Origin of the sequence: Blautia acetica (genome assembly GCF_038739805.1) — a bacterium.
Classification (GTDB): domain Bacteria; phylum Bacillota; class Clostridia; order Lachnospirales; family Lachnospiraceae; genus Blautia.
In genome coordinates this window covers 75,785-94,410 of the sequence record NZ_JBBEWO010000013.1, presented here as the reverse complement: position 1 = coordinate 94,410, position 18,626 = coordinate 75,785, and the positions used below count along the sequence as shown (strand labels likewise).

The window sequence follows — 18,626 nt, the reverse complement described above, 5'->3', positions numbered from 1 at the left end:
ATTTTTTTGTATAACAATCGACGCGCACCCGCATAGCGGGTGGATTATTGTTTCGCCCATCTCCATTTTTCGGATCAACGAAAAACTCCAATGGGCGAAACAGACTAAAGTCCACATCCATACGCCACCAAGAGGACAGATGTCCCCCCTGGTGGCGCTATTTTTTAATTGCAGTCTATCAAGGTAAACAGCAGACTGCTCCTGCCTCCGTTCTCCCGCCAACGTTGTTCTTTCTTTAAGAGTCCGGCTGTAATCAAATCCTGAATCGCACGTTCCACCGTGCGCCGGGACAGATGCAGTTCCTTTGCGATGGTACCAATCGCCGGATAGCATTGTCCCTGTGCATTGCTTCGGTCTTTCAAATACATATACACGGTTTTGGCACGATGGGGCAGTTCTGCTTTATAAATATTAGAAAAATACCCCATACCCGGATCACCTCCTAATCGGTTCTCAGCGGAGGACGTCTTGGTATGCTGCTGTGTTCTCTCGCTGTCTGCACTTGTGACTGTTGCTGACCGCCCTTGCGTGTTCCATCAGCATCAGACATTGGCGGTTCTTCCCATTCATCATCTTCCGCATCTCTGCGCCGTACAATCTCCTGCTCCAGTTCAAAGCGATCTGCGTATTTCACACTTCTGGTAGCCTGCTCCGGCACCTCATACGCATCGCCAAACTGAATCCCCCATTTAAGAAACAGAGGAAGCTGTGTCTGCATAGGACAGTTTCCCGTTTTTGCAAGGACAAAATGTCCCTTTGGAAGTGTTTTCAATTCGTCCGGTGACATTAGAGGACGGCTCATCATCTGCAGGCTCTGGCTCGGATCGTTCTTCCCTCTGGAGATGGAGCCGGACAGAACGGTCCGGTTTCCAAGTGCTTTCGATAAAATCTCCGCACTTTCCGAATTCGGTGCAAATCCTCCAAACAGAATGTCCTGACAGTTATCAATGATGATGCTGGAGCCTTCCTTTCCATAATTCTTTTCCAACTGTGCAAAGCTCTGGATAATAGGAACCATGCTGATCCGTCTGGAACGTCCTGCAGAGAACATCATCTCCATTGATTCAATTTTAGGGATCGTACCAATCTCATCCGCAAACATCATTACACGGTTCGGCAGCTTCCCGCCATGCTCGTCAGCGATGGTCAGCATTTCACGATACAACTGTTGCAGAAACAGCGACACCATAAAATATTTCGTATTATCTTCCTCCGGAAGAACAATAAAAATGGCTGATTTTTCTTTACAGAATGTTTCCGTATCCAGAGAACTGTCAAAGCAGAGGATCTGTTCCATCTCACTGTCCAGAAACGCATTCAAGCGGGACATTGCAGTGGAAAGCACAGACGCCATTGCCTGATCCGCACTGTTGAGCGCAGCTCCGGCAAACCATTTTGCCTTATGTGTTGGCGGCAGCTTATCCATCAAAAGCTGAAACAGGCTTCGGTTCTTGACAGGGGATGGAGCCAGCAGATCCTGAATCAATTTAAACACGGATATGATATGGCGTTTCTCCTGCTCACAATATTCCGCAATCAACAGGATTACGGATGCCAGCAGCCCTTCCGCCGCATCATAAAAAAATGCATTCTGCCCATAGCTGCTGGCAGACGCACCATCGGAACAGATGATGGTTTTTGCCGTAATCTTTGCGCACTTTTCTGCCTTTGCTTTTGCTGCAAGATTACGGTTATCTTTCAGGTATTCATCCATGTACTTGTTGACCAGTGTCAGAATGTTATTTCCATCCGAGCGGGTAGGATTTCTTAAATCCAGAACAGAGATTTTATATCCGTAATACTTTTTCGCAATTCCGGCATAGTTTCGGAACAAATCGCCTTTCGTGTCTGTGGTCAGAAAACTCATACCGGATGCACAGGCATACTCAATATTGGGGTACAGAAAATTAGCTGTCTTACCGACACCGGCCGCACCAATCATCAGGCAATGGATGTCTCCGCTGTCTACCAACGCTGTAACCACTCCGCCTTTCTTTTTGTATCCGACCACCAAACCCTGTTCCGCCGGAAGCGATTCTCCTTTCCTCCATTTTTCAGGCTGATAGGGGATATGAGCATACGTTTCCCGGATTTCTTTTTCTGTTGCAAACCGTGCGGTTCCGTGCTGCCCGTCTCCAACCGTCCGTGACTTAATCCCGTTGAGTGTATAGTAATTGGACAGCAGTGCCAGACCACCAATCACAGCGAACATACCAAGCCCAATGCACACGAATAATACAATCTGATGTGTCTGCATGACAGCCTCCTTTCATCCCATCTGCATGACCGGCTGTTGTTCCTCTGCCGGCTCCGGCGGAGGCTTGCTCAATGCCTGCAGATCTTCATTCCAGTCTTTCCGATTTGAAAAGAGCGAGAATACGTTTCGGTATTCTCGCTCTGCAAGATGTTTTTGTATACGCTCCCGTGCCTGCACGCCCGCTTTATCGTTATCCAGACACAAGGCAATTTTATTCACATGCGGTGCGTCTGTCAGCAACCGCATCAATGCATGCTCTGCTACACCGCAAAGTGCCACATAGCTGTGCTGTTTCCAGTTCTGCCGGTAGAAGGAGAGAAACGAAAGCATATCAATCGGTGCTTCAAATACATACACTGTATCGCTTTGCCCAATCCAATGAAAACTGTACCGCGGATCACAGCTGTCCACATTTCCTTTGAACGCATCGCCGGTGGTATACGTTCCGCGCTTATGCGCATGACGAGGAATTCCTTGTGCATCGTATCCCACAAATACTGCATTGTGATATTTTGCATCTTCATAGAGCATCTTCGCTTTTGCAAATTCTGACACGACCCTGTGGTCCAGACACCGTGTCTTGATCAGGTAAGCAAACACACGGTGCATATCGGTATGCGCTTCCGGCAATACAAACGGCTTTGCCGGTTCCTGTTCCTGTGGTTTGCTTTCCCGATAGATCTGTCCCTGCTCTCCGCCAAGCAGCATCGTGACTGCATCCGGAAAACTCTGATTATAATATGTCCGGACAAAATCGATTGCAAAACCTCCCTTTTCTGTTGCATGGTCATCCCCAAGTACAGAGAAGAGATGCTGAACTGTTTGATAGCTTGCAGGAAAGTTAAGCCATGCTCGGGATGCGATTCCCATCAGATTAAAAATATTTCCATCTTCACCAATGAGCGGACAATCCGGTTTTGCCTGCTGCCTCTTTGAAAAACCGCCCAGTTTGTTTTCCACATAATCGGAGAGCCAGGTTCCTCCAAACTGCTCACGGGTTTGGATTCTCCAAATGGCAAGTTTACCGATATCCAGTTTGTGTTTCCCAAAGGCAAAGAGCAGATTGGTAAGCCCTTCATACTGAAAGACTGCAACATCATCCAGCGGCTTTCCATCTAAAAGAATTCCCTGTTCCCGAAGAATTCCATTGATTCCATCTATCCATTCCTGAAGGTCACCGCCACACCCCTGAAGGATCAGTCCCTCTTGATGACTCATATTCTTAAATTCTTCGGTTGTGATTTTTTTCATATTGACTCCTTTCTTCCTGTACGATTCTTTGAATATGAACACAAAAAAAGACCGGTTTCATTCGCTGCGCAGAAAACGAATATCACCGGTCATTCTTCTGTTTTGCTTGTAAAAACGGGCATATACAAAAAAGAGGACCGGCGCTTTTTTCATCTGCCAATCCTCTGAATTTTCTGTTTTCATCTGTCCAAAACCCGATGTCATCTGTGAAACAGGCAAAAAATAAGGGGCAAAAACGCTCGTTTTTCGCCCCATTTTTTGCTGATTTTTTCTTAGAAAACCACAACATCTTGTGGTTGATAGGTGTTATTTCTTGTCACTACCACAATACGTCATCAGAATCACTGTCTCCACATGCTCCGTCATCGGAAACAAATCCACTCCCTGTATCCATTCCACCTTCCATCTCTGCTTCACCAATATCTCCAAATCCCTCTGCAGCGTCTCCGGATTGCAGGAAATATACACCAGTTTCTTCGGCCTCATACGGCTTACCGCCTGGAGAAATTCCGGAGTGCTGCCTGCTCTGGGCGGGTCCATAAAGACCACGTCCATATGCTCTCCTCTGGTCGCCAGCTTCTGTATAAATCTTGTGGCATCCCCGCACAAAAACCGGGCATTTCCCAAATGATTTTCCTTAGCGTTTTCCACCGCGCATCGAACCGCACTCTGATTCAGTTCCACGCCCAAAACACTTTTCGCATGCTTTGCTGCAGTAAGTCCAATGGTCCCTACACCGCAGTAAGCGTCCAGAACCGTCTGTTTCCCGTTCAGCCCGGCAGCTTCGATGGCCTTCTGATATAGAATTTCCGTCTGTTTCGGATTCACCTGGTAAAAACTCGAAGGCGCGATACGAAACTTCACTCCACAAAGGGAATCCGTAATATAGCCTTTCCCATACAAAATCTTCTCCTTGTCACCCAGAACAGCACTGGTGGAACGAGGATTTATATTCTGCACAATGGTGGTAATATTAGGGCAAAATTCGCGAATCTTCTTTACAAATGCCTTAGAGCCCGGTAAAATCGGTGAAGCTGTTACCAGAACAGCCATAACTTCATCCGTCGTCAGACTATGCCTTACTAAAACATGGCGAATCAGCCCTGTCCTTCTATCCTCATCATAAGGCTGGTATTTGCAGTCTACTGCCGCTTTTCGCACAGCCTCTACAGCTTTATCCAAAGCCGGCTGGTGAAGAAAACACCGTTCTACCGGTATTACCCTATGGGTTCCCTGGGCATAAATTCCGCTCTGCAGCCTCTTTCCCTCTCCACGTGTAAAGGTCGAAATTACTTTATTTCGATAATGCCAGGGGTTCTCCATTCCAATCACAGGCTGCACCTTTCCGAATTTTCCAAGAAGCTTTTCCAATCTTTTCTGTTTCTTTTTTAACTGTTTTTCATAAGACAGAGACAACATACTACAGCCGCCGCAGCCCATTTTTTCCAATTCACAGCTTCTCTTTTGTTCTTCCATTTTTCGTCCTCCTGTAATTGCCTCCCGGGCAGATGATTGGCTTTATTATACCATTCTCCACTTCTTTCGTCATGCTTTTTCTGATATTTTTTCATACAACAAAAAGCCCCCGTATGTCTGCTTTTCTTCTGACACACGAGGGTCTTCTTCTGTTACCTGAAAATCTTATCCGTGAATTTTAATGACACCTTTTACAATTTCCGCCTTGTTATGAATACTGTAATCCATAGCCTTCTGTACATCATCCAAATCAAATATATCCGTTACAATCCCCTTCAGATTTACCTTTCCGGAAGCCACGGCATCAATAGCCATCGGGTAAATATGACGATAACGGAACACCGTCTTAAAGGTCAGCTCCTTGTCCAGAGCGATACTCATAGGCAATGTTACTTCTCCGGTTTTACTGTATCCTACCAGCACAATGGTAGCACCTTTCTTTGTAATCTGTATGGCCTGTCTTGTGGTAATTTCACTTCCTGCTGTTTCAATTACCAGGTCTGCGCCTTTGCCAGCAGTCAGCTCTTTTATACGGGCTGCCACGTCTTCTTTCGCACCGTTAATGACTCCGGTCGCTCCTAATTCCAGGGCTTTTTCCAGACGTTTCTCCATGATATCCACTACATAAACTTCTGTCACACCTCTGGCCTTTAAAGCCATCATAGACACCAGACCAATACATCCCGCTCCCATAACTACGGCCTTCTGTCCCAGGTGCGCATCTCCCTGAATGGCTGCATGGAAACCAACAGCCAAAGGTTCAATCAAAGCACCTTCCAGTGTACTTACGTTGTCCGGCAGTTTAAAGCAAAGCCCTGCTTCGTGTGCCACATATTCCTGAAAAACTCCGTCAACCGGCGGTGTTGCAAAAAATTCCACATCCGGGCAGAGATTGTATTTACCTTCTTTGCAGAATTCACAGTGTCCACAGGTTTTTCCCGGCTCTAAGGCTACTCTGTCACCGACTTTTAAATGGGTGACATTTTTGCCCACTTCTACAACTGTGCCGCCCGGTTCATGTCCCAGCACAAAAGGCGGCTTTACAATAAAATCTCCAATAGCCCCTGATTCATAATAATGCAAGTCACTTCCGCAAATACCCACATATTCCAGTTTTACCAGAACTTCATCATCCTTCGGTGTGGGAATATCACGCTCCTCAAATCCCATTTTACCAATCTCCAGCATAACCGCTGTTTTCATTTTACCTTCCATGGCTGTCCCTCCGCTTATTTTCTTTATTTTATACTTAATTAAACAGTTTTATTATGTTTTTATAGTATAGCAAAGGAACAAAAAAGTCAATAAAAAAATGGTAATTTTCTCTGTTTTACACGGTTTCCAGAAAAGATTCGATGACTCTTAATCCGGCTCCCAGAGCCGCCGCTCCCCTTTGATACCGGCAGGCTCTTACGAAAGGCATGCTCTCGCCAAACGTATTTCGCTGGTAAATTTTTTTCCAGACAGCATCCAGATACGGTTCCAGATAACTGCCCACATACCCTCCCAGTACAATGTCACAGTCCAGTATCATATGAAGATTATTCACCGCTACAGCCAGTTTATCTGTGTAATCCTCCCAAAGTGCAGCACTTTTTTCTTCCCCTGCTTTCAGAGCAGAAAAGAATGCCTCCAAGTTTCCCTCTTTCGTATCAGCCAGCCTTTTTGCGGAACAATAGACATCCAGACAGCCTTTTTTACCACAGTAGCACAACCCGCCGTCCGGAACAAGAGTCATATGTCCCGCTTCACCGCAGCGGAAATTTTTTCCCTGGGAAAGCTCTCCGTGGGCGAATACTGCACCGCCTACGGTATTACTGAGAGACAGATAGAAAAACTCTTCCCCACGGTCTGCCTGCAGACCCTCCGCATACGCACCAGCATTGGCATCATTCAGGAAAAAACAGGCATAAGGAAAGCAGGCGCTGACCTCCTCTAAGGGCAGCCATTCCACCCCCAGCACATGGGAATATGTAATGGCCTTCTTCTCAAAATTTACGATTCCCGGAAAGGAAATACCCAATCCCAGGAACCGAGTTCTGTCCACCTGGTTTTTATCCAAAAATCTTTCCAGATTCTGTGCCAGTTCCTGGTAATAAGCCATTCCCTTTTCATATGGTTTTGCAAATCTCTGACAGTCCAGAATCTCTCCCTGCAAATTCACCAAGAGCATGCTCACATGATTTCCGGTAATATCTATTCCTGCTGCAAGCCGAAAATCCGCACAAACTTTTAAAGCCTTTGCCCTCCGGCCTCCGGTAGAAGCCAGTTCCCCCACTTCCTGCAAAAGTCCTCTTTCCAAAAATTCTTTTGTATTCTGGGTCACGGTGGGAAGACTCATTTGCAGATGGTAAGCAATGTCCGGATTGGAAACAACACCTGCTTTGCGGATATAGCGAAAAATCCGGTTTCTGTTATTCTTTTTCACCTCAATATTTGTTATCTGTTTCTTTGTCATATCCTGCCTCTATGAATTATTCTATTCCATATTTGTCCTTCAAATCTTCATATCTCTCCTGCCGCATCTCGTCTGCCCTTTCCTTTGCCGCTCTGTTTGCTGCACGCATGGGAACCCAAAAAACGCCTAAGATAAGCACACCGCCTACAGCCATAAAAACCAGCCACTTCACCCCGGCCCGAATAGAAGGCTTCAGCATTTTTTTCTGAAGCTCGTTGATGTTCAGTACCTGTCCATACCGTCGTTTCCGGCAATGGGGACAGGAAAACTTCTTGGCATAATAAGAATAGTGGGGACGGTTTACAAATGCACCGTTCTGAATACGGGTTTTTGTCGTTCTCACAGATTTTGCCATAATACTTTTTGTAAATTCTCCGGCGCTTACTTCATACTCCGTTCCACATATTTCGCACTTTATATGACCGGTAAATTCTCCGTCTGCCACTACTTTTACGCCGCTTCTGAAAAACTGTACCCCGCAGAAAACCACCCAGCCAAGAAGCACGAAAAATAAGAGTACCAGCAGAATTGTTCTGATATCCATACCTTCTTCCTCCTTTTTCCCAGTATAACATCTATCTATTTTCCTGTCATGCTTTATTTCAGTAAATTATCCAATTCTTCCAAAATCTCCAAAACAAAAACTGCCTTATGAATACACATCCGCAAAGCCCTTTTAGGTATCTCTGCTGCCTGCTTCATAAGACAGTTCCTTATTTCACACGTTCTTTATTCCCATTCAGCCGCAAACCGGTCATGCACTGCCCGCATAGCTGCTTCCGCTTCATTTTCTGCAATGACTGCGGTGATACGGATTTCCGAGGTTGTAATCATATCCGTGTTAATCCCTGCATCAGAAAGCGCCTCGAACATTTTTGCTGCCACACCGGGATTTGAGCTGACACCTGCACCGACTACGGAAACTTTTGCAACATCCTCCTCACAACTGATGTTTACAGTTCCAAGCACATCGCTGTGCTGTTTTAAAAGTTCTGCTGCCATGAGCATATCCGGTCTGGCAATGGTAAAGGTCAGTGTTTTGGTTCCGTCCTTTTCCAGAGACTGAATCATAACGTCAATGTTCATTCCGTGTTTGGCCAGCAGGTTCAAAAGGCGGAATGTGCTTTCCGGGTCATCTTTCATTCCTGCCACTGTAATTTTCGCAATATTCTTATCGGTTGCCACACCGCTTATCAGCATTTTTTCCATTTTTGTGCTCTCCTTTACCACTGTTCCTTCTGCTTCGCTCATACTGGATTTCACCACCAGCTTTACATTATATCTTCTCGCCATCTCCACGCAGCGGTTATGTAATACCTTTGCTCCAAGAGAAGCAAATTCCAGCATTTCCTCGTAAGTAACCTCTTCCATTTTTCTGGCATTTGGGACAATACGGGGGTCTGCGCTGTATACGCCGTCTACATCGGTATATATCTCACAGACGTCTGCATTCATGGCCGCTGCAAGAGCCACTGCCGTTGTATCGGAGCCGCCTCTTCCCAAAGTAGTCACATCTTCGTATTTATTAATTCCCTGAAAACCGGTAACCACTACAATTTTGTTGGAATCCAGTTCCTTGCGGATACGTTCTGTATCAATTCTCTTCAGTTTTGCATTCTGATAAGCAGAAGTCGTGTGCATCGCCACCTGCCATGCATTTAAAGAAATGGCAGGTACTCCCATCTGAAGCATGGTCATGGCCATAAGGGATACCGATACCTGTTCTCCTGTAGACAACAGCATATCCATCTCCCTTCTGGACGGCATATCCGTAATCTGCTGCGCCTGGCTGATAAGCCCGTCTGTGGTCTTTCCCATAGCCGAAAGCACCACAATCACCTGATTTCCATCTTTCCATTTCTTAATGCATCGTTCTGCTACATTTCTGATTTTTCCCAAATCTGCTACAGAACTTCCACCGAATTTCATTACTGCAAGCATAAAGTTCTTCTCCTCTGTCTGTATTTCTGAAATTCATTATAGCACTAAGAAGTGTTAAAGTCACCTGTTTCTTTTATTCATTCCGCAGTCTTTCCACCAGACTCTGCTTCTCCAGATTCCGGAAGCAGAAATAGGGCACTGCTACCGCAAAAATCACCAATATAGGTGTACAAACCACCAGTGGAAACAGCGTAAACTGAAAGCTTGACATGCCGCCTTCCACCATACTGCGTATCACGGTTCCGATGACCAAGCTGCTGACAGCATAAGACGCAGCCAAAGTCAGTCCCGCATAATACAGCCCTTCTAAAATCAGCATTTTCCGCAGCTGCTTTTTGCTCATACCTACACTCTGAATCATAGCAAATTCCTTTCTCCGGCTCACAACGGATGTTACCATACTATTTATAAAATTTAAAATTCCTACTATGGCAATCACCACGCTGATTGCATTTCCCATAACCGCAGAGGATTTTGTCTGTTTTTCATACTGCTCTGCAATGGTGGCTTTAGAAGTCAGATTGGAGTGATTTCCCGTTTCCTTCAGATAGGTTCTCACCTCTTCTTCTGCCTGTGCCGTTTTTTCTTCTTCCACATTGACATACAGCTTTCTCATGGTGCTGTCCGGCCAGAGCTGGCAAAAACGCTCTGCCGGCATAAGAAGGCCCATAGTATAACGGTTGTCCTCCCCAGCCTCAGAAGCACCTTCTGTCACAGGACTGAAAGGGGCTACTACAGCCATAACTTCAAAGGTTTTCCCCTGAATTTCCACCTTTTCTCCCACGGAATACGTAGGCATGGTCACATTTTTCTCCTCTGTGCTTGGTCCCTCTGCCAGAAGATAATTTCCTGCAGCAAACTTTTCTTTGTCAAAAGTACCTTCTAAAAGGTATTTTTCTTTTGTGATACTGTCCAGAGGAATCCCTTCAAGTCCTATGATTTCGGCAGTTACTTCTTTGGTTTCCATGGCTTTTCGGCAGTCTTCGGCCCCGCCCTTGTCAAAGGATGCCCAGTCCTGCAAAACCTCTTCTGTATAATAATTCTCCATATTCTTCACAGCGTTGTCACTGAGCTTCATAGAAAATTCCCTGGAATACAGACAGCCCTCTTCTGTTTTTCCCGGAAGCTGCTGCACTTTTTCTACAAGCGCCTCATCTACAGTGCTGTCTGTGGGGTCATACCCGTTCACCCGCTCTTCACTGTCTGCATCGTCAAACTGTAAAGTTGCAGCCGCCAGTTCCTCCAGATACACATTCATATCAAAAGAAGCATTCTTTGCATAAAAAGCGGAGAGCAGTACCAGCGCCAGAGTCAGCGACAAAATCACGGTTATTGTACGCTTTTTATTCCTCCAGAGATTTGCCCAGGACATCTGTTCCACGGACACCGTTTTAGGACGTTTTTTCTTTCCGATTTTTTTCTCTGCGTCACAATAACGAAGCGCTTCCATAGGAGAAATCTTTCCTGCAATTCTGGCCGGGCGCAGACAGGAAACCCACACGGTAATCCATGCAAACACCGCAGAACCTATGAAAATCACAGGACTGCCAGAAACCACTGCACTTCCATCTGACCAGCTAATCAAGCCTGGCACCAGCTTCATGCCCAAAAGCCACCCAAAAACAAGCCCCAGGGGAATCCCAATGGCGCATAAACGGTTTGCCTGTCCGTAAATCAGTTTTTTAATCTGTTTTTTGGTAGTTCCCAGGGTTTTCAATTTCCCGTAAAACTGAATATCTGCAGATACTGAAATCTGGAAAATGTTATAAATAATCAGATATCCTGCCACAAATACCAGAAACATACCTGCATACATAGGCAGACTTTCCTGCGCGGCCTGAACCCCCATTTCCGGGGAATATGCCAGGTTTACCCCATATTCCAATTCTTTCAGACCTGTGTCTTTTAGGACGCTATCCATGGTGCTTTCTATATTTTTCGTATTTTTCAAATGCACCTGGGCCATATGAAGTCCCAAAACCTGTCCCTCTGAATTTTCCACTCCCCCTGTCATTTTCTCTGCGAATTCCCGGCTGACCCAGGCATAGCTGGCATAGGAAGAAGCATTATCTTCCCAAAAACCACAGAGGGTAAAAGTGCTTTCTGTCACTTCCGGGCTGTTGATATCCCTGCGCCACTGCAAGGTCACCTCTTCTCCCAGCTTATGAGGTATCCCCAGTTTATCCAGCACTTCTGTTCCCGCTGCCAGTTCGTTTTCTTTTTGCGGCATATGTCCGGTTGTTGGTTCTGCAAAGGAATGGCTGGCATACATATCATCTCCCCAACGGATTTCCACCTGGCGTCCTGCCAGCTTTTCATTCTCTGCCAGCCCAAGGACAATGCTCTCGCCAACGCCTTTTACCTTAGGATGTCCTGCAATTTTCTCTGCTGCTTCTCCTGTGATTTCTTTAAAAGAAATCTGTGCATCATACCCGGACTGACGAAAATTCATGGTTATTATGTTTTCGCTGATACTTTGAGCGAGCACAAATAAAGTAGTAAACATCAGAGTAGTTAAAAAAACAGCAAGCACTGCCACCAGATTGCGCCCCTTATTCTGACAGAACGTACGGTTGGTCAGTGTTTTCATAAAATTGTTCTTCTTCATAATATCCTCCCCTGCTGCTGTACAATCTTTCCGTCCTCAATACGGACAATGCAGTCTGCCATCTGGGCGATTTCCGGGTTATGGGTAATCATCACAATGGTCTGGTGAAACTCTTTTCCCGTCATTTTCAAAAGCCCGATAACGTCATCACTGGTCTTCGAGTCCAGATTTCCGGTTGGCTCATCAGTAAACTGTACCCCTATCCCCTTATGCCTTGAAAATAGGGGCTTTAACGGTATGTACATTTGTGTACTGTGTACATTTTCTTTATACGTTAAAAGCAAGCAGATCTTTTCTTTCCAGAAGTCCCCACTTGCTTTTATATATTAATAATACTTATGTCCATTGCTTGCTGCAATACATTTTTGTTTTAATTCTCGGCTTATTTCAAACCTTTCATAATATTCATCTGATTCTGTTTCAAATGCATATTTATATACTTTCACAACTTCTTCGCAATTACTTTGAAATTGACTTTCTTCAACTGTACTATTTCCATCTCCAATCAATCTATTTACAAATCTCTGGTAAGCTTTTAACTCTGGTAATACGCTTGCAACAAAAGTACTTTTCCCCTCTAAAAATTTTTTCTTTTCTGGAATATCAATAATATCAAGTAATATAATACATGCTACAAATAGTGATATAAAATATGACTCTGAACTTATGTATGTTCCTGTAGAACTTGGTACTGATTCAATTCGACTCTTGTAAATCAGTTTATCTCGCAAAGATAAGTGATAATAGTCACTCAACTCTTCCGCTAGTTGATGCAACCAATATTTTCTCTCTGTTCGTTGTTCAGAAAATTCTATTGACTGTTTTTGATACCGATCCATTACTGGAAGATTTATATTCACATCAAAAAACTTATTCAAATATCTGGTTGCATCAAATCCACTTCCATAATAACTTGTTATGGTATGTATTAACTGCTCCTTATTAAGAGACACCACGAAAATCACACGCTCATCATCAAAATAGTGTTTGATTCTCTCCAACATTTCTATGGCAAAAGATGGTCTGCAGCGATCCAATTCATCAATAAATATAATCAGTTTCTGCGCTCTTTCTACAATAATGTCATTGAAGATTCCTTTTACTCGTTCCCGGATTTCTTCCTCAGTCTGTACAAGTGATAAAATATCTACCTTTTTCACTTGTAGCTTTTCAGCTACTGTAAATGGATTCATCTTAAATTCACCTAATGAAATAGGTAACGTTGACAATGCTTTTATTAGTTTTTCACTAATTTTTTCAGAATCTATTTTCGTATCATAAACTCCCTTGCAAGTCTTTGTCATGACTAACAACAGGGACATAAGTGGATCGCTATGATTATCATACATCCATGCATTATAATAGATTGGCAAATAAGAATGCTTCAAATCTATTTTAGCCATCATTTCATTGTCCTTCAAATATTCATAAGATGGAATTTTCTCAATCGGATTTTCTTCATCTGCCCGTTGATTTGCCAACACATATTTTAGCACTTCTTCAATCTGTCGGACAAAAAATGTCTTTCCATCTCCCCATTTCGCATCCAAGCTAATGCAAGCACTTTCATCTATGAGTTCTAACCCATCTATAAACTCTTTTATATCTTTATTTCTCTCAAAAGTATTGTTCTTTATGGATGTCCAGATATTTATATCCGTTGCTTCCTGAACATATTTCTTCATATATTGTATTCTCCTTTATCATGAACTCCAATTATGGCTGAATATAATTAACATCTCTATTGTCTCACACAATCTAAACATCAACAATACCTTTTTATTTCAACAACTACCAGCAGGCACGTTCTTCTCGCCCCTGCCAATCGCTGATTATTTTCTTCTTCATTAAAAATTCTTGATCAGATTCAAGTCTCTTTTATTCAATGCTTTTCGCATTGCTTCATTTTCTTTCCGTAATGTCTCATTTTCTCTTTTTAGTTTTGCTACCTGCTGTTCTAATTGCAGGATGCGACTGTCCATCGCCATATCTAAAATCTTTCTTCTTTTATCTACCATACCTGCTTGTAGCTGCAAGGCATGATCTACTGCTTTTCGTACTTCCGGGTTCTTATAAAAAAATCCTCTGGACAGTCCGGTCTTTTGCATCAACTTGGGGACTGTTACTTTATCCTCTTCTTCAATCATCTCCTGAATTGCCAATTTTGCCCTCTGAATCTTCTCCATGCTCTGCTTATGGTTTATTTCCAGCATCTTGTCATATTTGCTCATACTCTTTCCCCCATCCTGCCAAGTTCGCCCGGATCATCCGGCTCATCTCTGCTCTGATTTCTCTTGTTTCATCTGCAATGATCTGAAGACTCATCTTTCGATAAAACTTCACATTCTTTACCGATGTATGCCCCAGTAGTTTTGCGATGGTCCAATCATCCAGATGCATCTCTGTTAGTCGGATGCCATATACATGGCGGAACATATGTGTTCCAAAGCCGAATAATTCGCCGTTATCATCTCGCAGATCTTTTTTCTGAATGATGGCCATCACTCTATTTTGAACGGTATTATACTGCAAAGGTTTCCGGGTATTTTTCTCATCTACAAAAATGTAAATCGTATCTCCATACATTTTCTCGGTGTACTCAATTGCTTTTTCAATCAGTAGTTCCAATTCTGCACTAATGGGTTTCATAAATGTGTGTGTTTTCATCTGCCTGATCTGAATCATAGGATGCCCATTCTGCCGATATAGGCAGTCCCTCTGAAGAGTTAAGGTATCGGAGATTCTTGTCCCCAACATTTGGTGAATGATCATGAGTCGCTCAATCTGCTCATCCAGTTCTGCAAGCGCTGCATTAAAACGAATCAGCTCACTGTCTGAATAAGATTTCAATTTAGGCTGCACTTGTTTGGGAAGGTCACTGGTCAGGAATATACTTTCCAGATGCGAATATCCATATAACTTCCCGATGGTTTCCAGTATCCCTCGGAGTCTTGTCAGATCCATTCGGTAATTGTTCACACCTTCTGCTTCTGTTGCAAGGTACGTCAGATATTCTTCCAGCAACTCCCGATTTAGTTCTTCTGCCGAATGGATTTGGGGATATGTTTCTTTCAGATATTTGGATAACCTCCGGATGGCTGTCAGCTCTTTGATGATCGTTGCAATCGCTTCATGATGTAAATGTTCATAAACTGCCTTTTTTGTTTCTTCCCGCAAGTCATCCTGGATAATCGTTGTAAAATTCAAAGTCTGCACATTTTTAATCGGATTCTTTTTATAGGCAATGTCCAGATTCTCTAATTTCCAGATATCTTTCTCAATCTCATCCCGTTCCTCTTCCTTTTCTGTAAATTGATATACCTTACGCACATACGTGATGAGACTCGATGGCAATGTCTTTTCTTTCCCATATACGCTGACTCCCGGTACTGTCAGTTTCTGTCCATGTTCCAGAAGCCAGCTCCGGATTTTTAACAGCCATTGCTTCCATTCAAGTTCCTGTAAACTCTCTACCCGGATATGCTTATCCTTCAACACCATGCAAAATCTCTGATAGGTCGCTCGTTCTTGTATCATCGTTGTCAAAGCACATTGTTGACTTCGTTCCTCAATAAATGAACAGAATTCTTTTTGAAGTCCTTTTGTTGGAAGCAGTCCTAAATCAAAACAATGAGATTCCTTTACATTCTTTTTCTGCTTCTCTTCTGCTCTTGCATAGCAGTTCAAATCTGTTAGATATAATTTTTCATCCATGGAACTCTCCTTTCATCAGTTCCGCCGCAAAGCTGTGGGTTTCTTCCTGGAAGTATGCTTCACTGGCTTTTTCCAGTTTCTTTGGCATATAATCCACATACTGTCTAGTCATTTCTTCATATTCATGCCCCAGATAATCCCGCACTGCCTGGAGGGAAATCCCGCTATCATAATACAGCGTAGCCAAGTTATGACGGTAATCATGGGATTTGAAAAGGTATTCCCCATCTGCGATCTGATATTTCTCACAGTATTTCAGCATCTGATACCGGAAGGTTCCATACCGGAAAGCGCCTCCTGTCTGATTCTGAAACAGATATTCTTCCGGTCCAATCTGATATTTCTTTTTATACACCTGTACCAGTTTGTACAATGCTTCCGGAATGGGAATCCGCTTATAAGTTTTCATTTTTACCTGATAGACCTTCAGCCAGTAATCTCCATCCTTTTCTTCATAACCATCACCTGTCAGGGTACACACTTCGCTTCCCCGGATTCCGGTACACCATAGATGAAGGAACATCAGTCGGAGATGTTCTGGGAATTCTGCCAGCTTAGACAAAATTTCCGTATATACTCCTTCTGGTACGCTGCGGTCATTGTGGACACGCACTTCTTTTTGAAGATAATATTCATGCCGGAAGGGGATCTTTTTCAAGTACCTCTTGACTACGAGAAAATTGTAAAACTGCAGGATCATAAAAATCCGCCCATTGGCTGTTGCTTCACGTGTATTCTGATTACGGATGCCCTCCAGATATTTCTGGATCTTCTCTGCTTCCATTTCATAGATCGGCTTTTTTTCTCCATTAAAATGTACCAGAAATGTACGAAGTTCCAGTAGCTTGATTCGGATGGTGCTGATGCATAAATCTGTGATTCCAAACAGATACCGCAAATATTTTTGCAAAATCTTTTGATTCTCCAAATTTGTCACTTCTTTAAAGGACACCAGTTCTATAGGTTTGCTGGGGTTCATCCGTTCTTTAGAAAAATGGAAGCGTTCCAAAAACCACACGTTTGCTTGCCAATGAATTTCTGATGCCTGTATAAACAATATCTTTCTGCTCGTTCTCAGGATGCCAAATACAGTACGTTTCTTTCTCCCTTTAAACTCTTCCGCAAGTTCCTGTTCAAACTGCTGTTCTTTATCCAGTGTCATGGTTTCAATATCAGCCACTTGATGTTTCACACAAAATTGATAAAACCTTCGCAGTGCCAGCAGCTTCTCTTTTCGCATCTCTCCTTCGTAGGTATGTATCACCACTTTCAATACCGTAAAAATCTGCATTTTCAAATTTCTCGGACACCCCAGTGTAAAATCCCACAACAGTTCCTTTCCGTCTTTGCTTGCCAGAAAAGATTCCGCTATCTCAATCTCCGGATAATGGGTAAGGCACATCCACTGATCACGATACTCTGTAGTATATTTCCTCTGTCCTGCCAGCGTTTTTAGTTCTTCCTTCATCCGATGGAGGAAAATTCTGTCGAATCCCCGAAGGCAAGTAATCGGTACATGAACGATTTCATTTCTTTCCAAATACCCTTCATACCGGACTCTTAGGGCTGCATTCATCTCCGAAATATCAGTAATTCCCGCTTCTATCAGGAACTTCTTTACCCGGTTTCGTATTGTTCCATTTATCTCTGTACAGGCATCCACCTGCTCACAGATTTTTTGTTCCAGTGCTTCCCGCTTTTTCTGATCTTCATATACATATAATTGATAAGCGGGCATGTCCTTCACCTCCTACAGGAGTTTCTCCACATCATAAAGTACGGAATGTTTTGCATAATATTGGTCGCTGGCTTCCATAAGCTGGTCATCTACAATGTTCAGATATTTGATGGTCGTGTCGGTGTGTTTATGTCCATACGCCTCACTGATCATTTCCAGCGGCCATCCGGCATCCCGTCTCATATTCCCGAAATATCTCCGCAACATATGGGGTGTCGTATGGATACCCGTTTTTTTCTCCATCCGTTCCAACATTCGGTAGACCGCATCCACCTGCAATGCTTTCCCTTTCGTCTCCCCTTCGATGTTTACAAACAACATCTGCTGATGCTGCAGAAGTTCCCGGTATTTTGACAGATAAAACAGTAAAAACTGAAAGGTGGCATCACTAATCTTAGCTTTTCTGTAGGCGGCATTCTTTGCCCTTGCCCTGTTCTCATTGTCATCCCGGAAAAATACCCGGATAGTATGTCGCTCATAATCAATATCCCTGGTATAATTCACACCTAGAATCTCACCGATCCGGTATCCTGTCTCTGCCAGCAGCATGATAAGAAGCTGATCCCTGCAATTGGTACACTGCTTCAAAAGTTCTAAAATCTCATTATGCTCTGCCGGACGGACATTTCGTTCTTCCTCTTTCAGATATCCATTGAATGACCGGAACCGCAGTTTTCTTTTCACGCCGATAGAATCATGGGTGGTAAAGCTGTCATAATATAACACCTTCAGTCTTTCCATATCTGCTTCCAGTTCTAAAAAGCAGAAAAACCTGAACACGTCTTTTAAATACGCATTACAGGTTTTATTGCTTGGCAGTTTCTCTTTCTTGTCATTCAAATGATTTCCAGCTTTCAACCAGTGGAGAAATCCCACATAATGTTCATATTGTTCCTGGAATTCCTGTTCCGCCACTTGGGACAGTTCCAATTCTGTTTCATTCAGATATTCCAAGTAAAACCGAATGGATTTTGCCCTTCTGCCAACAGTATTCGGGGAACGGTTTGCTCTGATCAAATGCGTCAGATATTTTGACGGAAGCAGCACCATCTGCCAGCTCTGGTGATCCCGGATCAAGAAATACTCCTTTTTCCCTTCCCAGATATGTTCCACTGCATATCGTGCCATTTTGCTCACCGTCCTTTCCTCTAACGCTATACACAGTATATCCACTTCATGCCAA

The 18,626-nt window shown here is 43.6% G+C and carries 13 protein-coding genes and 2 pseudogenes; all 15 read right to left on the bottom strand.

Annotation, left to right across the window (positions count from 1 at the left end):
- Window positions 1-164 precede the first annotated feature (164 nt).
- A pseudogene (locus WBS51_RS10125) lies at window positions 165-470 on the bottom strand (helix-turn-helix domain-containing protein); the annotation flags it as partial.
- Window positions 443-2,257 carry a VirD4-like conjugal transfer protein, CD1115 family gene (locus WBS51_RS10120; RefSeq protein WP_294462448.1) on the bottom strand — a complete coding sequence of 605 codons (1,815 nt, stop codon included), beginning with the start codon at window positions 2,255-2,257 and terminating at the stop codon, window positions 443-445. The pseudogene WBS51_RS10125 and the gene WBS51_RS10120, both read right to left, overlap by 28 nt.
- Before the next feature lie 12 nt (window positions 2,258-2,269).
- Window positions 2,270-3,508, bottom strand: a complete 1,239-nt coding sequence (locus WBS51_RS10115) for a DUF3991 and toprim domain-containing protein (protein ID WP_330489644.1) — start codon at window positions 3,506-3,508, stop codon at window positions 2,270-2,272.
- 306 nt (window positions 3,509-3,814) lie between these two features.
- Entirely contained in the window at window positions 3,815-4,984 is a 1,170-nt protein-coding gene (rlmD, locus tag WBS51_RS10110) for a 23S rRNA (uracil(1939)-C(5))-methyltransferase RlmD (protein WP_294462445.1), read from the bottom strand.
- 165 nt (window positions 4,985-5,149) lie between these two features.
- The gene (locus tag WBS51_RS10105) at window positions 5,150-6,199 is read right to left on the bottom strand and encodes an NAD(P)-dependent alcohol dehydrogenase (protein ID WP_173750129.1); all 1,050 of its coding nucleotides are present in this window, start codon (window positions 6,197-6,199) and stop codon (window positions 5,150-5,152) included.
- 115 nt (window positions 6,200-6,314) lie between these two features.
- The gene (locus tag WBS51_RS10100) at window positions 6,315-7,442 is read right to left on the bottom strand and encodes an ROK family protein (RefSeq protein WP_173750128.1); all 1,128 of its coding nucleotides are present in this window, start codon (window positions 7,440-7,442) and stop codon (window positions 6,315-6,317) included.
- A 16-nt stretch (window positions 7,443-7,458) separates the two neighbouring features.
- Window positions 7,459-7,986 carry a hypothetical protein gene (locus WBS51_RS10095; RefSeq protein ID WP_173750127.1) on the bottom strand — a complete coding sequence of 176 codons (528 nt, stop codon included), beginning with the start codon at window positions 7,984-7,986 and terminating at the stop codon, window positions 7,459-7,461.
- Window positions 7,987-8,171: 185 nt separating this feature from the next.
- Window positions 8,172-9,383, bottom strand: a complete 1,212-nt coding sequence (locus tag WBS51_RS10090) for an aspartate kinase (RefSeq protein WP_173750126.1) — start codon at window positions 9,381-9,383, stop codon at window positions 8,172-8,174.
- Between the two features lie 73 nt (window positions 9,384-9,456).
- The gene (locus WBS51_RS10085) at window positions 9,457-11,991 is read right to left on the bottom strand and encodes an ABC transporter permease (RefSeq protein WP_294462439.1); all 2,535 of its coding nucleotides are present in this window, start codon (window positions 11,989-11,991) and stop codon (window positions 9,457-9,459) included.
- Window positions 11,988-12,188: pseudogene (locus WBS51_RS10080) on the bottom strand (hypothetical protein); the annotation flags it as partial. The gene WBS51_RS10085 and the pseudogene WBS51_RS10080, both read right to left, overlap by 4 nt.
- Window positions 12,189-12,317: 129 nt before the next feature.
- Window positions 12,318-13,676, bottom strand: a complete 1,359-nt coding sequence (locus tag WBS51_RS10075; protein ID WP_101879175.1) for a KAP family P-loop NTPase fold protein — start codon at window positions 13,674-13,676, stop codon at window positions 12,318-12,320.
- A 162-nt stretch (window positions 13,677-13,838) separates the two neighbouring features.
- Complete coding sequence (locus WBS51_RS10070) at window positions 13,839-14,222, bottom strand: DUF6262 family protein (RefSeq protein WP_173699110.1); 384 nt, start codon at window positions 14,220-14,222, stop codon at window positions 13,839-13,841.
- Window positions 14,209-15,705 (bottom strand): tyrosine-type recombinase/integrase, encoded by a 1,497-nt coding sequence (locus WBS51_RS10065; RefSeq protein ID WP_187007476.1) that lies wholly within the window; start codon window positions 15,703-15,705, stop codon window positions 14,209-14,211. The genes WBS51_RS10070 and WBS51_RS10065 overlap by 14 nt, the downstream gene beginning before the upstream one ends.
- Window positions 15,698-17,443, bottom strand: coding sequence for a tyrosine-type recombinase/integrase (locus WBS51_RS10060; RefSeq protein WP_187007475.1), 1,746 nt, complete (start codon window positions 17,441-17,443; stop codon window positions 15,698-15,700). The genes WBS51_RS10065 and WBS51_RS10060 overlap by 8 nt, the downstream gene beginning before the upstream one ends.
- Window positions 17,444-17,455: 12 nt before the next feature.
- Window positions 17,456-18,571, bottom strand: coding sequence for a tyrosine-type recombinase/integrase (locus tag WBS51_RS10055; protein ID WP_187007474.1), 1,116 nt, complete (start codon window positions 18,569-18,571; stop codon window positions 17,456-17,458).
- Window positions 18,572-18,626: the final 55 nt, after the last annotated feature.